12 protein-coding genes are annotated in these 13876 nt (G+C 71.9%); 8 read left to right on the forward strand and 4 right to left on the reverse strand.

Annotated features, from left to right (window positions below; translation table 11 throughout):
• The first annotated feature begins 13 nt into the window (after positions 1 to 13).
• The 4 genes from DPM19_RS14090 (at position 14) to DPM19_RS35250 (ending at position 2855) form a co-directional block, all read left to right on the forward strand.
• A complete protein-coding gene (locus DPM19_RS14090; protein WP_111867252.1) occupies positions 14 to 208 on the forward strand; it encodes a DUF4244 domain-containing protein in 195 nt (64 codons plus the stop codon).
• 80 nt (positions 209 to 288) lie between these two features.
• Positions 289 to 624, forward strand: coding sequence for a TadE family type IV pilus minor pilin (locus DPM19_RS14095; protein WP_233510133.1), 336 nt, complete (start codon positions 289 to 291; stop codon positions 622 to 624).
• 35 nt (positions 625 to 659) lie between these two features.
• The gene (locus DPM19_RS14100) at positions 660 to 1154 is read left to right on the forward strand and encodes an Rv3654c family TadE-like protein (protein ID WP_267900878.1); all 495 of its coding nucleotides are present in this window, start codon (positions 660 to 662) and stop codon (positions 1152 to 1154) included.
• 561 nt (positions 1155 to 1715) lie between these two features.
• Positions 1716 to 2855 (forward strand): hypothetical protein, encoded by a 1140-nt coding sequence (locus tag DPM19_RS35250; protein ID WP_158566787.1) that lies wholly within the window; start codon positions 1716 to 1718, stop codon positions 2853 to 2855.
• 925 nt (positions 2856 to 3780) lie between these two features.
• Here DPM19_RS35250 and DPM19_RS14115 read toward each other — a convergent pair.
• Both DPM19_RS14115 and DPM19_RS14120 read right to left on the reverse strand, forming a co-directional pair.
• Positions 3781 to 4155, reverse strand: coding sequence for a hypothetical protein (locus DPM19_RS14115; protein ID WP_111867260.1), 375 nt, complete (start codon positions 4153 to 4155; stop codon positions 3781 to 3783).
• An 89-nt stretch (positions 4156 to 4244) separates the two neighbouring features.
• Positions 4245 to 6536, reverse strand: coding sequence for a DEAD/DEAH box helicase (locus tag DPM19_RS14120; RefSeq protein ID WP_407642525.1), 2292 nt, complete (start codon positions 6534 to 6536; stop codon positions 4245 to 4247).
• Between the two features lie 203 nt (positions 6537 to 6739).
• On the opposite strand from DPM19_RS14120, the gene DPM19_RS14125 reads away from it, so the two are divergent.
• The 4 genes from DPM19_RS14125 to DPM19_RS14140 all read left to right on the forward strand — a co-directional run bounded on the left by DPM19_RS14125 (position 6740) and on the right by DPM19_RS14140 (position 11114).
• On the forward strand, positions 6740 to 7093 hold the full coding sequence (locus tag DPM19_RS14125; protein ID WP_111867265.1) for an STAS domain-containing protein: 354 nt from the start codon (positions 6740 to 6742) through the stop codon (positions 7091 to 7093).
• Between the two features lie 25 nt (positions 7094 to 7118).
• Positions 7119 to 7559 (forward strand): ATP-binding protein, encoded by a 441-nt coding sequence (locus tag DPM19_RS14130; protein ID WP_111867555.1) that lies wholly within the window; start codon positions 7119 to 7121, stop codon positions 7557 to 7559.
• A 439-nt stretch (positions 7560 to 7998) separates the two neighbouring features.
• Complete coding sequence (locus DPM19_RS14135) at positions 7999 to 10410, forward strand: sodium-translocating pyrophosphatase (protein WP_111867268.1); 2412 nt, start codon at positions 7999 to 8001, stop codon at positions 10408 to 10410.
• Between the two features lie 236 nt (positions 10411 to 10646).
• Positions 10647 to 11114: a SixA phosphatase family protein gene (locus tag DPM19_RS14140; RefSeq protein WP_199485074.1), complete on the forward strand. Its 468-nt coding sequence runs from the start codon at positions 10647 to 10649 to the stop codon at positions 11112 to 11114.
• On the opposite strand, the gene serB is transcribed toward DPM19_RS14140, so the two are convergent.
• Both serB and DPM19_RS14150 read right to left on the reverse strand, forming a co-directional pair.
• Positions 11111 to 12334: a phosphoserine phosphatase SerB gene (gene serB / locus DPM19_RS14145; RefSeq protein WP_111867270.1), complete on the reverse strand. Its 1224-nt coding sequence runs from the start codon at positions 12332 to 12334 to the stop codon at positions 11111 to 11113. The genes DPM19_RS14140 and serB overlap by 4 nt on opposite strands.
• A gap of 121 nt (positions 12335 to 12455) precedes the next feature.
• Positions 12456 to 13784, reverse strand: a complete 1329-nt coding sequence (locus tag DPM19_RS14150; protein WP_111867273.1) for an MFS transporter — start codon at positions 13782 to 13784, stop codon at positions 12456 to 12458.
• Between the last annotated feature and the right edge of the window lie 92 nt (positions 13785 to 13876).

Below are 13876 nucleotides of genomic sequence, written 5' to 3' on the forward strand. Positions count from 1 at the left end.
GAGGAGGAGACGCATGCGAACGCTGGCGAAGAGGGCGCGAGAGTACCGCCGGTCGGCCCGCGACCTGGGCATGTCCACGGCGGAGTACGCGGTCGGCACGGTCGCAGCGGCGGCTTTCGCGGGCCTGCTGTTCAAGATCGTGACCAGTTCGGAAGTACGTGGCCTGATTTCAGGGATCATCCGCCGGGCGTTGAGCCTGGCCGGGTGAGACCCGTGGCGAGGTGGCGGAAGCCCGCTGACCGGGCGGTGGTGGCCACGGCCCGGAGGCGGTGCGCGGAGGACGGGTCGGTGACGGCGGAGATCGCGGTGGCGTTTCCCGTGCTTGTCCTGCTCCTGGTGACCGCACTTTGGGGGATCATGCTCGCTGCGCGTCAGGTCGCGTGTGTTGACGCGGCGGGTGCCGGAGCGCGCGCGGCGGCGCGGGGCGAGTCGATCTCGGCCGTACGGGAAGCCGTGGCTCGCGGCCTCCCGCCCGGAGCGCGGGTGGAGGTGCTGCGCACCGGCGAGTCCACCCGCGTCGTGGTTGCGCTACCCGTCCGCGCGCCGGTTCCGGTCGGGCTGTCGCCGGTGATCCTCCGAGCCCGAGCCGTCGCGGTCACCGAGCCGGGAGCGGCAGAGCCGTGATCCACCACATGCAGCGGCGGAGGTCAGAGCGATGGATGTCTGGGCTGCGGAGGTCAGAGCGAGGGTCCGGAACGGTGTGGATGCTGGCGTTTATGGCGGTGGTCTGGGTGGTCGCGGTTGCGGTGATGACCGTGGGTGGGGTGCGGGCGGGGCGGCACCGGGCGGCGGTGGCGGCGGATCTGGCTGCGCTCGCCGCCGCGGGCCGCTTCGCCCAGGGGCCCGTCGTCGCCTGCCGGGCGGCTGCGGAGAGTGCCATGGGCTCCGGTGGGCGGCTGTCCGGGTGTGTGCTGCGTGGTGCCGTCGCCGAGGTCACCGTCACCGTTTCGCTGCGTGGGCTTGCCTACATCGGCAGTGCGCTGCGGGTGACCGCGCATGCCCGTGCGGGGCCTGTATCTCCCGCAAAGGCATCGAGCCCGGCGACCGCTGACCGTCCATGCCTGCGTGGGGCCGGTGTCGAGTATGGAGATCAGGACCAGGGTGTCCGAGCGACCATCCATGCCCGAACGAGGCCGGTGAACGCCGCGTGCTGACGCTGTCGCGGAGCGTTGGGGGAGGGGGCGGAGGAGGTGGGCGGAGAGCGAGCGGGCGGAGGGCGGAGGGTGGCTGGAGGAGGGGCGAAGGGTGGTTGGAGAGGGTGAAGGGCGAATGAAAGCGCGGATCGGGGGGACGGAGGGAGCATCCTGATGGACAAGTTGTCAGTAGTTGGTGAAAATGGGCCCTCCGGACGTGGAGATGGAACGAAAGTTGATGTTGGCCGGCTTGGTTTTGTCATGATGTTGCGACTCTTGCTACCGACGGGTTAGCTAGTCTTTGGTAAGTGCATAGGTACCTGCTGAGCCAGGAGCCTGCGGCCCACTACTGATCGCAAACCCCTCGATGCCACCGGTGGATCGTCCAACGAAGGGACCGGCGCCGTGACGATACTTCGCAAGATAGGTGCGTTCGCACTGGCAGCGCCCCTTGCGATGGGTTTCACGGTCCTCGCTCCGCCTGCTTCGGCCAGTGCGGCGGCCCCGGGGATCACCGCTCCGGGCAACGGGGCCGTCATCACGAGCGGAACGCAGGTCCGCATCACCACGACGACGGACAACGTGGGTTCGTGGCGCATCGTGGTCGTGACGCCCGACGGAGCCAGCGACGTCGTCGCCTCGAAGACCAGCAGCAACGCCGCACTGGCCGGGAACGCGACCGTCCGCAACAACGGCGCCTACCAGGTGCGGCTCGAGCAGCGGTGGCTGCTGTCGCTCGGCACGTGGACCCGCAAGTCCACCAGCACGTTCAACATGCGGGCTCCGGCCGCGCGGCCGGCGGGGCTGCGGGCGAGCGCCAGCGGCGGGAAGCTCACCGTGCGCTGGAACCGGGGTCTGGAGGACGACCTCACCGGCTACACCGTGGCCGCGAGCGGCCTCGGCACCAAGAGCGGATCGCCGGGCGGGCTGTGCTCCGGGACGGCCTGCTCCGCCACCTTCAACGTCCCGGCCGCCGCCGCCGGCCGGGCGACGGTCTCCGTCCGGGCCAGCCGGTCCAACGGCAGTGGCGGCAGCGTCTCCTCCGTCGCGTCCAGCGTCAGCGTCGCCTTCGGCAGCGGTCCGGGCGGGGGTCCGGGCGGGTTGGCCCCCGGCACGCCCGTGCCCGGCCTGCCCCTGCCCGGTTCCGGTGCATTGCCCGGTTCGGTGCCGCTGACGCCGCTCAACCAGAACCCGCCTGTCACGCTGCCCACCGTCGCGCCCGACGGGTCGACCCCCGGCTTCACCTACCCGACCCCTGACCCGGTCGTGGCCAGCAACCTCGCTCCCAACAAGCCCCAGGCCGCCGTCGACACCGCCGGTCTGCAGTGGGGCAAGAGCGTGGCGATCGCGCTTATCCTGCTGGTCGTCGCGGCGCATCTGGGCACCTGGACCCGCCGGTTGCGCGTCGCGCAGGCCAGGCTGAGCAGCAAGGGCACGGCGGCTCGGACGGCACGCGCCGGTTCCGGCCGGGCCCGGGTGCGCAGGTCGCGGGAGCGGATCGCCCGTGCCGAGGCCACGGCGACGACGATCAGCCTGCCGAAGCCTGCGGCCGGCGCGGCCAAGAAGGGCGCCCGCCGGGCCGACACTCCGTCAGCCGCATCGCGCTCGCAGAGCCTTCGTGGCCCGGCCACCCGGACCAGGCCCGGGACGAAGGCGGGAGTCGCCGCCAAGGACGCGCCCAAGGCGTCGGGCCGGCACGGCTCCCGGCACCGCACCAAATAATCGCCGCGCGGTCGCCCCGGTCAGGTCGCCGCCGAGGGCGGTGAGCAGCGGACGACCAACTCCACAACGCCGCTTGGATCGACCTCCCGGCAGGGCGGCGGAGCGTGGTGACGGCCGACTCCACATCACCCCTTGGGCCGCCCTCCACCATGGTGGAGGGCGGCCGGTACGTGGCATGGCCACAGTGGTGCGGGGCGAGGAGGCAGCCGGAGCATTCGGCTTGGGCGAGCGTGCAGCGCGGCTGGTTCAGTGCTCCTCAGTGCTCCTCAGTGCTCCTCAGTGCTCCTCAGTGCTCCGAAAGCACCGGAACATCGGATCGATGACCGGGCAGTTGGAGATGGCGAGGGCCCCGGACCGGCGCTCCCGGAGCTTTGAGGGCGCTGAGGAGCACTGAAAGTGCCGGGCCGGGAGGACCTGCCGGCAGCTGGGTGAGGCGGCCGGCGCAGTGACAACCTCAGATGGCCGTCCCGGTCCGGGCTGTGCTCCGCGCCTGGGCGGGCGCAGAGTCGGGCCTGATCTCGACGTCGGCGCGGCTGGTCTGTGCTCCGCGCCTGGGCGGGCGCAGATCGTTCGGCGCTCGCCCGGCCATCCCTCCCGGGCTCCGGACGAGGCCCGCACCGCCCGTGCTCACGGCTGCGCCGCCAGGTGTGCGCCGGCGACGATCGGGACGGGTCAGGCACAGGATCACGACCCGGCCGCCATGAACACGTACGGGGCCGATCTTGCCGTCTCAGGCACCCGGAGAACCCCTCCCGGCCGTCCTGGCGACACGAGCCGGCCCCGGGTGGCAGCAGCCGCCTGGGCGGCCGCTCGGGCCGCTACCGAGCCGTGCCCGTTCGCCGGCAAGGGTGTTCTCGGCCCGGTGCACCGAGGGGGCACCATGGGCGAGGGGCGCCGGGCACCGTCAGGCGGGGCCGTCGGGCGGTCAGTTGGAGTTGGCCCGCTGCGAGACGCTGGGGCTTGGGTAGACGCTGGTCTCCTTGCGCACCCGGGCCAGTTCCCGCTGCAGGCGCAGCTTTTCCAGTTCGAGGGTGTGCATCGACTCCTCGTGCTCCTCGCGCATTTCGCGCAGTCGGTGCCGCCGCCGGACGGCCCGGCCCAGCCCGAACATGGTCATCGTCGCGCCGATCATGAATACGGTCGCCACGACCGCGCCGGCCAGGAAAATCTGCCATTCGCTGGTGATGCCGGGTACCGCCTCGCCGTACACGGAAATCGCGGCGGAGTCGGGGTTGTCGAGTACCACGCCGACGCCGATGGCGATGGCGGCAATGGTCAGGGCCAATCCCAGGAACAACATGCGGAGGGGCTCCTCTCCGGGAGGGGGACCGGAAGAGATCTTCGTTGCGAGGAGCGTAGTCCCTTCGCAATTCGGGCGCTATCACTTCGTTATCCGGGAGCCTCGGCGAGCAGTTCGGCGAGCAGGTCGAGAGCGCCCTGCTTGGACAGCGGCTCGTTGCCGTTTCCGCACTTGGGCGACTGGATGCAAGATGGGCACCCGGCCTCGCACTCGCACGCCGCGATCGCCAGCCTGGTCGCCCGCAACCACCCGGCCGCGTCCGAGTATCCCCGTTCGGCGAAGCCCGCGCCGCCCTCGTGCCCGTCGTACACGAAGACCGTCAGCAGCCCGGTGTCGGGGTGCAGCGCGGTGGACACGCCCCCGATGTCCCAGCGGTCGCAGGTGGCGAACAGCGGCAGCAACCCGATCGAGGCGTGCTCGGCCGCGTGCGCCGCCCCCGCCAGGTCGGCCTCGGCCAGGTCGGGGGAGGGCAGCGTCCACCAGACCGCCCGGGTGCGCAGCGTCCGGGGCGGCAGGTCCAGCGGCTTCTCCCCGAGCACCGTCCCGGAGGGCTGCCGGCGCATCTGGTAGGCCACCACCTGGCGGGTCACCTCGACCGACCCGAAATGCAGTGTCGCCGCCCCCCAGGACGTGGACCGGAAGGTCTCCAGGATCCGGATGTCGGTGACGTCGCGGGCGTTCGTCGAGTAGTCGGGCTCGGCCGCGGACACCAGCGCCACGGAGTCGTCCAGGTCCAGCACCTCCACCAGGTACGTCTCGCCCTGGTGCAGGTAGACCGCTCCGGCGTGCACCGTGGTGTGCGCGGACGGCTCGTCGACGGTGCCCAGCAGCCGGCCCGTGCCGGCCTCGACGACCTGGACCGGTGCGCCGCCCGAGCCGCGCAGGTCGGCCAGGTCGGTGGCCCGCTCGCGGCGCGTCCAGTACCACCCGGACGGCCGCCGGCGCAGCAGTCCCCGGCGGACGAGGTCGGCCAGCAGGGCCGCGGTCTCGGGCCCGAACAGCCCGAGGTCCTGCTCGGTCAGCGGCAGTTCGGCGGCCGCGGCGCACAGGTGCGGTTCCAGCACGTAGGGGTTGCCGGGGTCGAGGACGGTCGCCTCCACCGGCGTGCCGAAGATCGCCTCCGGGTGGTGCACCAGGTAGGTGTCGAGCGGGTCGTCGCGGGCGACGAGGACGGCCAGCGCGTCCCGCCCGGTACGCCCGGCCCGGCCCGCCTGCTGCCACAGCGAGGCCCGGGTGCCCGGCCACCCGCACACGATGACGGCGTCCAGCCCCGAGACGTCCACCCCGAGTTCCAGCGCGTTCGTGGTGGCCAGGCCGACCAGTTCGCGGCCGCGCAGCGCGGCCTCCAGCGCCCGCCGGTCCTCGGCCAGGTAGCCGGCTCGGTAGGCGGCCACCCGGTCGGCCAGGCCGGGTTCGACCTCGGCGAGCACCCGCCGGGCGCCCAGCGAGACCGACTCGGCGCCGCGCCGGGATCGCACGAAGGCCAGCGTCTGCACCCCCTCGACCACCAGGTCGGCGAGCAGGTCGGCGGTCTCGGCGGTGGCCGCCCGTCGCACCGGGGCGCCGCCCTCGCCGCGCAGGTCGGTGAGCGGCGGCTCCCAGAGCGCGAACGTGGTCGCCCCCCGGGGCGAGGCGTCGGCGGTGACCGCGGTGACGTCCAGCCCGGTCAGCCGGGACGCGGTGACCGCGGGCTCGGCGGTGGTGGCGGAGGCCAGGACGAAGACGGGGGATGTCCCGTAGCGGGCGCAGACCCGCCGCAGCCGGCGCAGGATCTGGGCCACGTGCGAGCCGAAGACCCCCCGGTAGCCGTGTGCTTCGTCGACGATCACGTAGCGCAGCCGGCGCAGGAAGCCGCTCCAGCGGCCGTGCCCGGGCAGGATGCCGCGGTGCAGCATGTCCGGGTTGGTGAGGACGTAGTTGGCGTGCTGCCGGATCCAGGTCCGCTCGTCCGGCGGGGTGTCGCCGTCGTAGGTGGCGGCGCGGACGCGGGTCAGCCGCAGCGCGCGCAGCGCGCGCAGCTGGTCGGCGGCCAGCGCCTTGGTCGGCGCGAGGTAGAGCACCGAGCCGTCCTCGTGGGCCGCCGCGACGGCGGGCATCAGGTAGGCCAGCGACTTTCCCGAGGCGGTGCCTGTGGCGATGATCACAGAGCGCCCGTCCCGGGCGTGGGCGGCGGCCTCGGCCTGGTGCTCCCAGGGCGCCTCGATTCCGGCCGGCACCAGCCGGTTCACGAGCGGTTCGGGAACCCAGTCAGGCCAGGCCGCGCGGCGGCCCTGACGTGCGGGAACCACCTCGACATGGGTGACCCGCTCGCGCCGTGCGGGCGTCGCGAGCAGCCGGTCGAGCGCCTGGACCGGAGGCGGGGAAGTTTCTGAGGGACGCACAGGTTTCCAGTCTGACATCCTGGGCAGTAGTGGGGGGAACGTCCCGGTGTCGGACGGTGCCTCCCCCTGCCCACGGCTTGGCCCGCAGGTCAGACGGGCTGACCCGTACGACGGTTTCGCATGAACGCGACGCCGGGGCGTGGTTGAATCTCGGCGGGGTCCCGTTGCCCCGAACCATTGTGCGGCACGGCGCAGGAGGATCTGTGGACCTGAAGGTCAACGACTACACCACTGACGATGGCATCACCGTCATCAACGTGGAGGGAGAGATCGACGTCTACACGGCGCCGAAGCTCCGGGAGAAGCTCATCGACCTGGTCAACAAGGGCAAGTTCCACCTCCTCGTGGACATGGAGAAGGTCGAGTTCCTCGACTCGACCGGGCTGGGCGTCCTGGTCGGCGGGCTCAAGCGGGTCCGCGCCCACGACGGCTCGCTGGAACTGGTCTGCACCCAGGAGCGGATCCTGAAGATTTTCCGGATCACGGGCTTGACCAAGGTCTTCGGCATCCACGACTCGCTCGAGGATGCCCAGGAGAAGCGCAAGGGCCAGAAGTAGTCCAGGTCCAGGGGTGACCTCAGACATGGCTGTCGTTGAGCTGGCGTTCAGCGCGCTGCCCGTACACGTGCGTACGGCGCGCCTCATCGTGACCGCTGTGGCCCGCCGTAGCGGCGTCGCCGAGACCCTGCTGGACGAGGTCCGGCTGGCCGTCGGCGAGGCGTGCTCGCGAGCGGTGGAGTCCCATCAGCGGTACTGCCCCGAGGAGCCGGTCCGGCTTGAGCTGACCGGGGGCAAGAGCCGGTTCGAGGTCATCGTGAGCGACACGGTCCCGGACGATGGGGTGGCCGGCGGCCCGCCGGCCGCCCCATCATCCGGGGAGCCGGGCTGGGACGAGTTGGGCGCCGGGGAGGGCGCCGCGGACCTCGGCCTGGCCGTCATCGCGGGCCTGGCGGACGAGGTGGAGATCGCCCAGACGCCCAAGGGCATGCAGATCAAGATGAGCTGGCCCGTGGAAGAAAGCTGACCGCACCCCCTTTTCGGCCCCGCCTCGGCGGGGCCTTTTGGTGTCCACGCCCTGTGACGGGTGGGGCGGAACGTGACCATTGGTGCCGGTGGTGAAACCCGTTATGAGATCGTCTTCTCATGATCCGGCCGAGATCGGCGCAAAGTTGATCATTAATGACACTGCATGCCTCAAATCAAGATTTCGTCAAGACCCACTTTTGCGATCTTGCAAAGAACCCCGTTACCTGGGTGAACAAGCCTGATCAAGCGAATGATTGATCATTCTTGACTTCCCAAACATTCCTCCTTCGATGGGTTGTTCCGGGCGAAGTGGGAAGACTTCTCATTCGCCGATCCCCTACGTAGACTCCCGGCACCGCGTTGCCCGGAAATATGGCGCGGTGACGGTCGCCTCCGGGGGCGGTCGCCATCGCGGCGCAGCCTGTCGAGGAGGATGGATGTCAGGGCTTTCCCTCGCCACTCCAGCCGGTGCGGAAGTGGATCTTGCCGGCGGCGACCTGACCTTGGTCGCCATTGTCGGAGTGATCGCTCTCCTGGCGCTCGCCGTGGCCGGAGGTCTCGTTCGCGAGGTCTTGGCCGCCGGTCAGGGCACCGAAAAGATGCAGGACATCGCCCGCGCAGTGCAAATAGGCGCGGGCGCTTACTTGAAACGTCAATTCCGCACCGTCGCGATCTTCGTGGTGCTGATCCCGCTGCTACTCCTGCTGCTCCCCGCAACCTCCACCGAAGTGCGGATCGGACGCTCCGTCTTCTTCATCCTCGGAGCGCTGTTCTCGGCGATCACCGGTTTCGTGGGAATGTGGCTGGCGGTCCGGGGCAATGTCCGGGTGGCCGCCGCCGCACGCGAGTCCGGCGAGCGCGTCGCCATGCGGATCGCGTTCCGCACCGGCGGCGTGGCGGGCATGTTCACCGTGGGGCTGGGCCTGTTCGGCGCGGCCGTGGTGGTGCTCGCCTACCGCGGCGACGCGCCCGGCGTGCTGGAGGGCTTCGGCTTCGGCGCCGCCCTGCTGGCGATGTTCATGCGAGTCGGCGGCGGCATCTTCACCAAAGCCGCCGACGTGGGCGCCGACCTGGTCGGCAAGGTCGAGCAGGGCATCCCCGAGGACGACCCGCGCAACGCCGCCACCATCGCCGACAACGTGGGCGACAACGTCGGCGACTGCGCCGGCATGGCGGCCGACCTCTTCGAGTCGTACGCGGTCATGCTGGTGGCCGCGCTGATCCTGGGCACGGCCGCGTTCGGCACCGACGGCCTGGTCTTCCCGCTGCTCGTGCCGATGATCGGCGTCATCACCGCGGTGATCGGCATCTTCGCCGTCACCCCGCGCGACCGCGACCGGTCGGGCATGTCCGCCATCAACCGGGGCTTCTTCATCTCCGCGATCATCTCGGCGCTGCTGGTGGCCGTGGCGGCGTTCCTGTACCTGCCGTCGTCGTTCGCCGAGCTCACCGGCGTCACCGACGCGGAGATCCGGGCACTGGACGCCGACCCCAGGCTGGTCGCGCTGGGCGCCGTGGTGATCGGCATCGTGCTGGCCAGCGCCATCCAGCTGCTGACCGGCTACTTCACCGAGACCAACCGCAAACCGGTCCGGCAGGTCACCGACAGTGCCCGTACCGGCCCGGCGACGGTGGTCCTGTCGGGCATCTCGCTCGGCCTGGAGTCGGCGGTCTACTCCGCACTGGTGATCGGCGGCGCCGTCTACGGCGCGTTCCTGCTGGGCTTCGGCAACACGACGGTGGCGCTGTTCGCGGTGGCCATGGCCGGCACCGGGCTGCTCACCACGGTCGGCGTGATCGTCTCGATGGACACCTTCGGCCCGGTCGCCGACAACGCCCAGGGCATCGCCGAGATGTCGGGCGACGTCCAGGGTGAGGGCGCCGCCGTGCTGGAGCGGCTGGACGCCGTCGGCAACACCACCAAGGCGATCACCAAGGGCATCGCGATCGCGACCGCGGTGCTCGCCGCGACCGCGCTGTTCGGCGCCTACCGCACCACGGTGGAGGCCGCGCTGAGCGACGCCTCGGCGGGCGCCAAGGAGGCGCTCGGCGACTTCGCCACCTTCAACCTGTCGATCGACTCGCCCAACGTCCTGATCGGCCTCATCCTCGGCGCCGCCGTGGTGTTCCTGTTCTCCGGACTGGCGATCATGGCCGTCAGCCGGGCCGCGGGCCGGGTGGTGGTCGAGGTGCGCGACCAGTTCCGCACCAAGCCCGGGATCATGGACTACTCCGAGAAGCCCGACTACGACCGGGTCGTCGACATCTGCACCCGGGACGCGCAGCGCGAGCTCGCCACGCCCGGTCTGCTGGCGATCCTCACCCCGATCGCGGTCGGCTTCGCCCTCGGCTACGCCCCGCTGGGGGCTTTTCTGGGCGGGGCGATCGCCGCGGGCGTGCTCATGGCGGTCTTCCTGGCCAACGCGGGCGGCGCCTGGGACAACGCCAAGAAGCTCGTCGAGGAGGGCGAACTGGGCGGTAAGGGCAGTGAGGCGCATGCCGCCACGGTCATCGGCGACACGGTCGGCGACCCGTTCAAGGACACCGCCGGCCCGGCGATCAACCCGCTGATCAAGGTGATGAACCTGGTCTCCCTGCTGATCGCCAACGCGGTGGTCACCTACGCGGACAACATGCCGCTGCGGATCGGGGTCACCGTCGCCGCGCTGGTCGTGGTGGTGGGCTCCGTCGTGGTGTCCAAGCGCCGCTCCGACCCCATCGGCACCACCGAGCAGCCGCCCGCCGCCCCGGTGGAGGCGGCCCCGGCCGGAACTGGTTCGGCGGCCGCCCCGACCGGGACCGGACCCACCGACGCCCCGACCGGGGCCGGCTCCGCCGACGCGTCCTGACCGCCGTCTCCGCCCCCGGCGCGGGCACGCCGGGGGCGGGGACGGGTCCGCCCGGACTGGCCGTACGCTGAGGGAGTGGACACGGCTGGGAGGACGGCGACGTGAGCGGCGAGAAGGCCCCCATGGCGGGTGCGAAGGGCTTCGCGATCATTCTCGTGGTGATGTTCGCGATCTTCGGGGCACTGTTCCTGATCTCCGCCCTGCTGGCACCGGGCTGAGCCGGGTAGGGTCCCCGCATGGGGACCCTCATCGTGCTGCGGCATGCCAAGGCGGTCGAAGGCATCGGCATGATCGACATCGACCGGCCGCTGAATGGGCGCGGCCGGCGTGACGCCGCCGCCACCGGCGACTGGCTGCGCGAGACGGGGCTCGTCCCGGACCGGGTGCTGTGCTCGACGGCGCAGCGCACCCGGGAGACCCTGGCCGGTCTGGCGCTGGACGTCCCGGCCGACTTCGAGGCGCGGCTCTACGGCGCGGAGGCCGAGGACGTGCTGGCGGTCGTCCGGGAGACCGCCGACGAGGTCGGCACCCTGCTGATCATCGGTCACAACCCGGCGTTCCACGAGGTCGTCCACGACCTGACCGGCGAGGCGCCGGCGGCCTTCCCGACCTGCGCGCTGGCGGTGATCGACCTGCCCGGCGGCTGGGCGGAGGCGTGGCCCGGCGCAGGCTCGCTCACCACCGTCCGCACCCCCAAGGGCTAGCGGGCGTCCTCGGCGTCGGCGGCCTCGATCTCGCTCCGCGAGATGCCGAGCAGGAACAGGATCGCATCGAGGTAGGGCACGTTGACCGCGGTGTCGGCGGCCTCCCGGACCACCGGCTTGGCGTTGTAGGCGATGCCCAGCCCCGCCGCCTGGAGCATGTCCAGGTCGTTGGCGCCGTCGCCGATCGCCACGGTCTGGCTGAGCGGCACCCCGGCCTCGCGGGCGAACCGCTCCAGCGCGACGGCCTTGCCCGCCCGGTCGATGATCGGCCCGGTCAGCCGGCCGGTGAGCTTGCCATCGACGATCTCCAGCGTGTTGGCGGCGGAGTAGTCGATGCCCAGATCCTCCACCAGGGCGTCGGTGATCTGGGTGAAGCCGCCGCTGACGATCGCGAACTCGTAGTCGAGCCGCTTCAGCGTCCGGACCAGGGTGCGCGCGCCCGAGGCCAGTTGCACCTTGTGCCGGACCTCGTCGATGACGGCGGCGTCGAGCCCGGCCAGCAGCGCCACCCGCTCGCGCAGCGACCCCTCGAAGTCGAGTTCGCCGCGCATCGCGGCCTCGGTGATCTCGGCGACCTTGTCGGACTGGCCGGCGTGCTCGGCCAGCAGCTCGATGACCTCGCCGGTGATCAGGGTTGAGTCGACGTCCATCACGATCAGCCGCTTGGCCCGGCGGAGCAGCCCGCCGCGCTGCACGGCCACGTCGACCTGCTGCTCGACGGCTTCGGCGGCCAGCGCGGCGCGCAGCGCGGCGGGGTCGGCGCCGGAGACGTCGAGTTCGATGCAGGTGACGGGGTAGTGCGCGAGCCGCCCGATCCGGTCGATGTTGGCGCCCGCGGCGGCGATGCGCCCGGCGATCCCGGCCAGCGCGGCCGGGTGCAGCGGGTTGCCCAGCACGGTGACGTGCAGGGTGCCGCGGCGGCGCGGGACGTCCTTCTCCCGGCCGGTGGACAGCTCGATCTCCATGCCGAGGTCGGCGGCGACCGTCTCGGCCGCCGCCCACACGGCGCCGACGTCGACGCCGTCGGGACAGGAGACCAGCACGCCGAGCACCAGCCGGCCGCGGATCACGACCTGCTCGACGTCGACGACGTCCAGGGGGAAGGCGGCGAGCGCCGCGAACAGGCGTGACGTGACTCCCGGCCGGTCACGGCCGGTCAACGTGACGAGCAGTGTGCGCTGCGGTCTCCCGTCGGGAAACCGTCCGGGTGCCTCGCCCATGTGGCCGTGTCCCCCCGCTGTGCCGTCCATGACGTCCCCCAAGGTACTGGGCGCCGGAGCGTGCCTGGAGCTTGGCACCGCGCCGAGCTCGGCTGCTGTGACGCACGACACTTCGCCGGTGTCATCCGCTCCCGCGGGGGCTCACCCGCAGCGATGCCGCCACCGCCGCCACGGCGATGCCCACCATGAGCGTCCCGGACAGCGTCAGCCCGGTCTCCAGGCGGCCGAAACCGGTCGCCAGGGCGCCCGCCGCCCCGACGGCCAGCGCCGAGCCGAGGGTGTCGCAGATCTGCAGGGCGGCGGAGTTGACGCCCTGCTCTTCGGTGGGCGAGAGGCCGAGGACCAGCACGCTGAGGCTGCTCAGCGCGAGCCCCATCCCCGCTCCGCCGACAATCCATGCGGGTATGGTCCACCAGCCGGAGGTCCGCAGGGCGATCAGTGCTGCGACCACCCCGAGGGTGACGAGCAGCGCCCCGGTGCGGACGAACCAGGCGCGCGGCCGGCCGGATCGCCCCTGGTACCAGGACGCCGCCGACCAGCCCAGCGCGCCGAGGGTGAGCACCAGCCCCGCCTCGACGGCGGTGAAGCCGTGCGTGGTGGTCAGGCTGAGCGGGATGAACGCCTCGGCGCCGAAGAAGGCGCCGGCCAGCAACCCGCGCAGCACCACGGCCGTGGGCAGACCCCGGGCCAGCCGCAGCGCCCCGGCGGGCAGCAGCCTGGGCAGCCCGAGGACGAGCGCCGCCAGGGCGGGCGGGAGCAGCGGCCAGGTGCCGTGGTCCATCGCGTACAGCAGCGCCACGGCCCCGGCGGCCACCGCCACCGCCGCGGGCAGCCGCCCGGGGCGTGCCGGGCCGCCGGAACCGCCGCCCTGGGGCACCGGCAGCAGCATGGACGCGGCCGGGACGACCAGCGGGATCAGCCCGAGGAAGACCCAGCGCCAGTGCAGGTGCTCGGCCACCGCGCCGGCCACGGCGGGTCCCACGAGTGAGGGCACCACCCAGGCGGTGGCCAGCGCGGCGAACACCCGGGGCCGCAGCTCCTCGGGGTAGATCCGGGCGATCAGCACGTACAGGGCGACCAGCGAGATCCCGCCGCCGAAGCCCTGCACCACCCGGCCGGCCACGAAGACCTCCATGGTCCCGGCGGCGCCCGAGACGGCCAGCCCGGCCAGGAAGACCGCCACCCCGGCCACCAGCGGGCCGCCGGGGCCGCTCCGGTCGATCCACCCGCCGGCGGCCACGTTGGCCAGCAGGGCGGCGATCAGGTACCCGCTGAAGCTCCATCCGTAGAGGGACAGCCCGTCGAGTTCCCGGGCGATCACCGGCATCGCGGTGCCCACCGCCATGGCCTCGAAGGCCAGGAGCGTGACGACGAGCACGATGCCGAGGGTGGATCGGCGGTAGCGGGGAGTGAACAGGCTGGTGGACTTCCCAGGGGAGGGGGGAATCATGCCTATACATTAGGTAGGGATTCGGTCATCCATATCGGGGGGTCACGGTGAGTCCGCAAGCGAGGTCGTCGCTTGCGTGCACATGAATGACG

The organism is Actinomadura craniellae (genome assembly GCF_003289645.1).
In the GTDB taxonomy this organism is placed as follows: domain Bacteria; phylum Actinomycetota; class Actinomycetes; order Streptosporangiales; family Streptosporangiaceae; genus Actinomadura_D; species Actinomadura_D craniellae.

What these genes read in the sequence shown, in the direction of transcription:
- DPM19_RS14090 (WP_111867252.1), top strand. Translation starts at nt 14, where the DNA reads ATGCGAACGCTGGCGAAGAGGGCGCGAGAGTACCGCCGGTCGGCCCGC.
- DPM19_RS14100 (WP_267900878.1), top strand. Translation starts at nt 660, where the DNA reads ATGTCTGGGCTGCGGAGGTCAGAGCGAGGGTCCGGAACGGTGTGGATG.
- DPM19_RS14115 (WP_111867260.1), bottom strand. Translation starts at nt 4,155, where the DNA reads ATGTTGTTCCTGGGATTGGCCCTGACCATTGCCGCCATCGCCATCGGC.
- DPM19_RS14130 (WP_111867555.1), top strand. Translation starts at nt 7,119, where the DNA reads ATGGCTGTCGTTGAGCTGGCGTTCAGCGCGCTGCCCGTACACGTGCGT.
- DPM19_RS14135 (WP_111867268.1), top strand. Translation starts at nt 7,999, where the DNA reads ATGTCAGGGCTTTCCCTCGCCACTCCAGCCGGTGCGGAAGTGGATCTT.
- DPM19_RS14140 (WP_199485074.1), top strand. Translation starts at nt 10,647, where the DNA reads ATGGGGACCCTCATCGTGCTGCGGCATGCCAAGGCGGTCGAAGGCATC.
- serB (WP_111867270.1), bottom strand. Translation starts at nt 12,334, where the DNA reads ATGGGCGAGGCACCCGGACGGTTTCCCGACGGGAGACCGCAGCGCACA.
- DPM19_RS14150 (WP_111867273.1), bottom strand. Translation starts at nt 13,784, where the DNA reads ATGATTCCCCCCTCCCCTGGGAAGTCCACCAGCCTGTTCACTCCCCGC.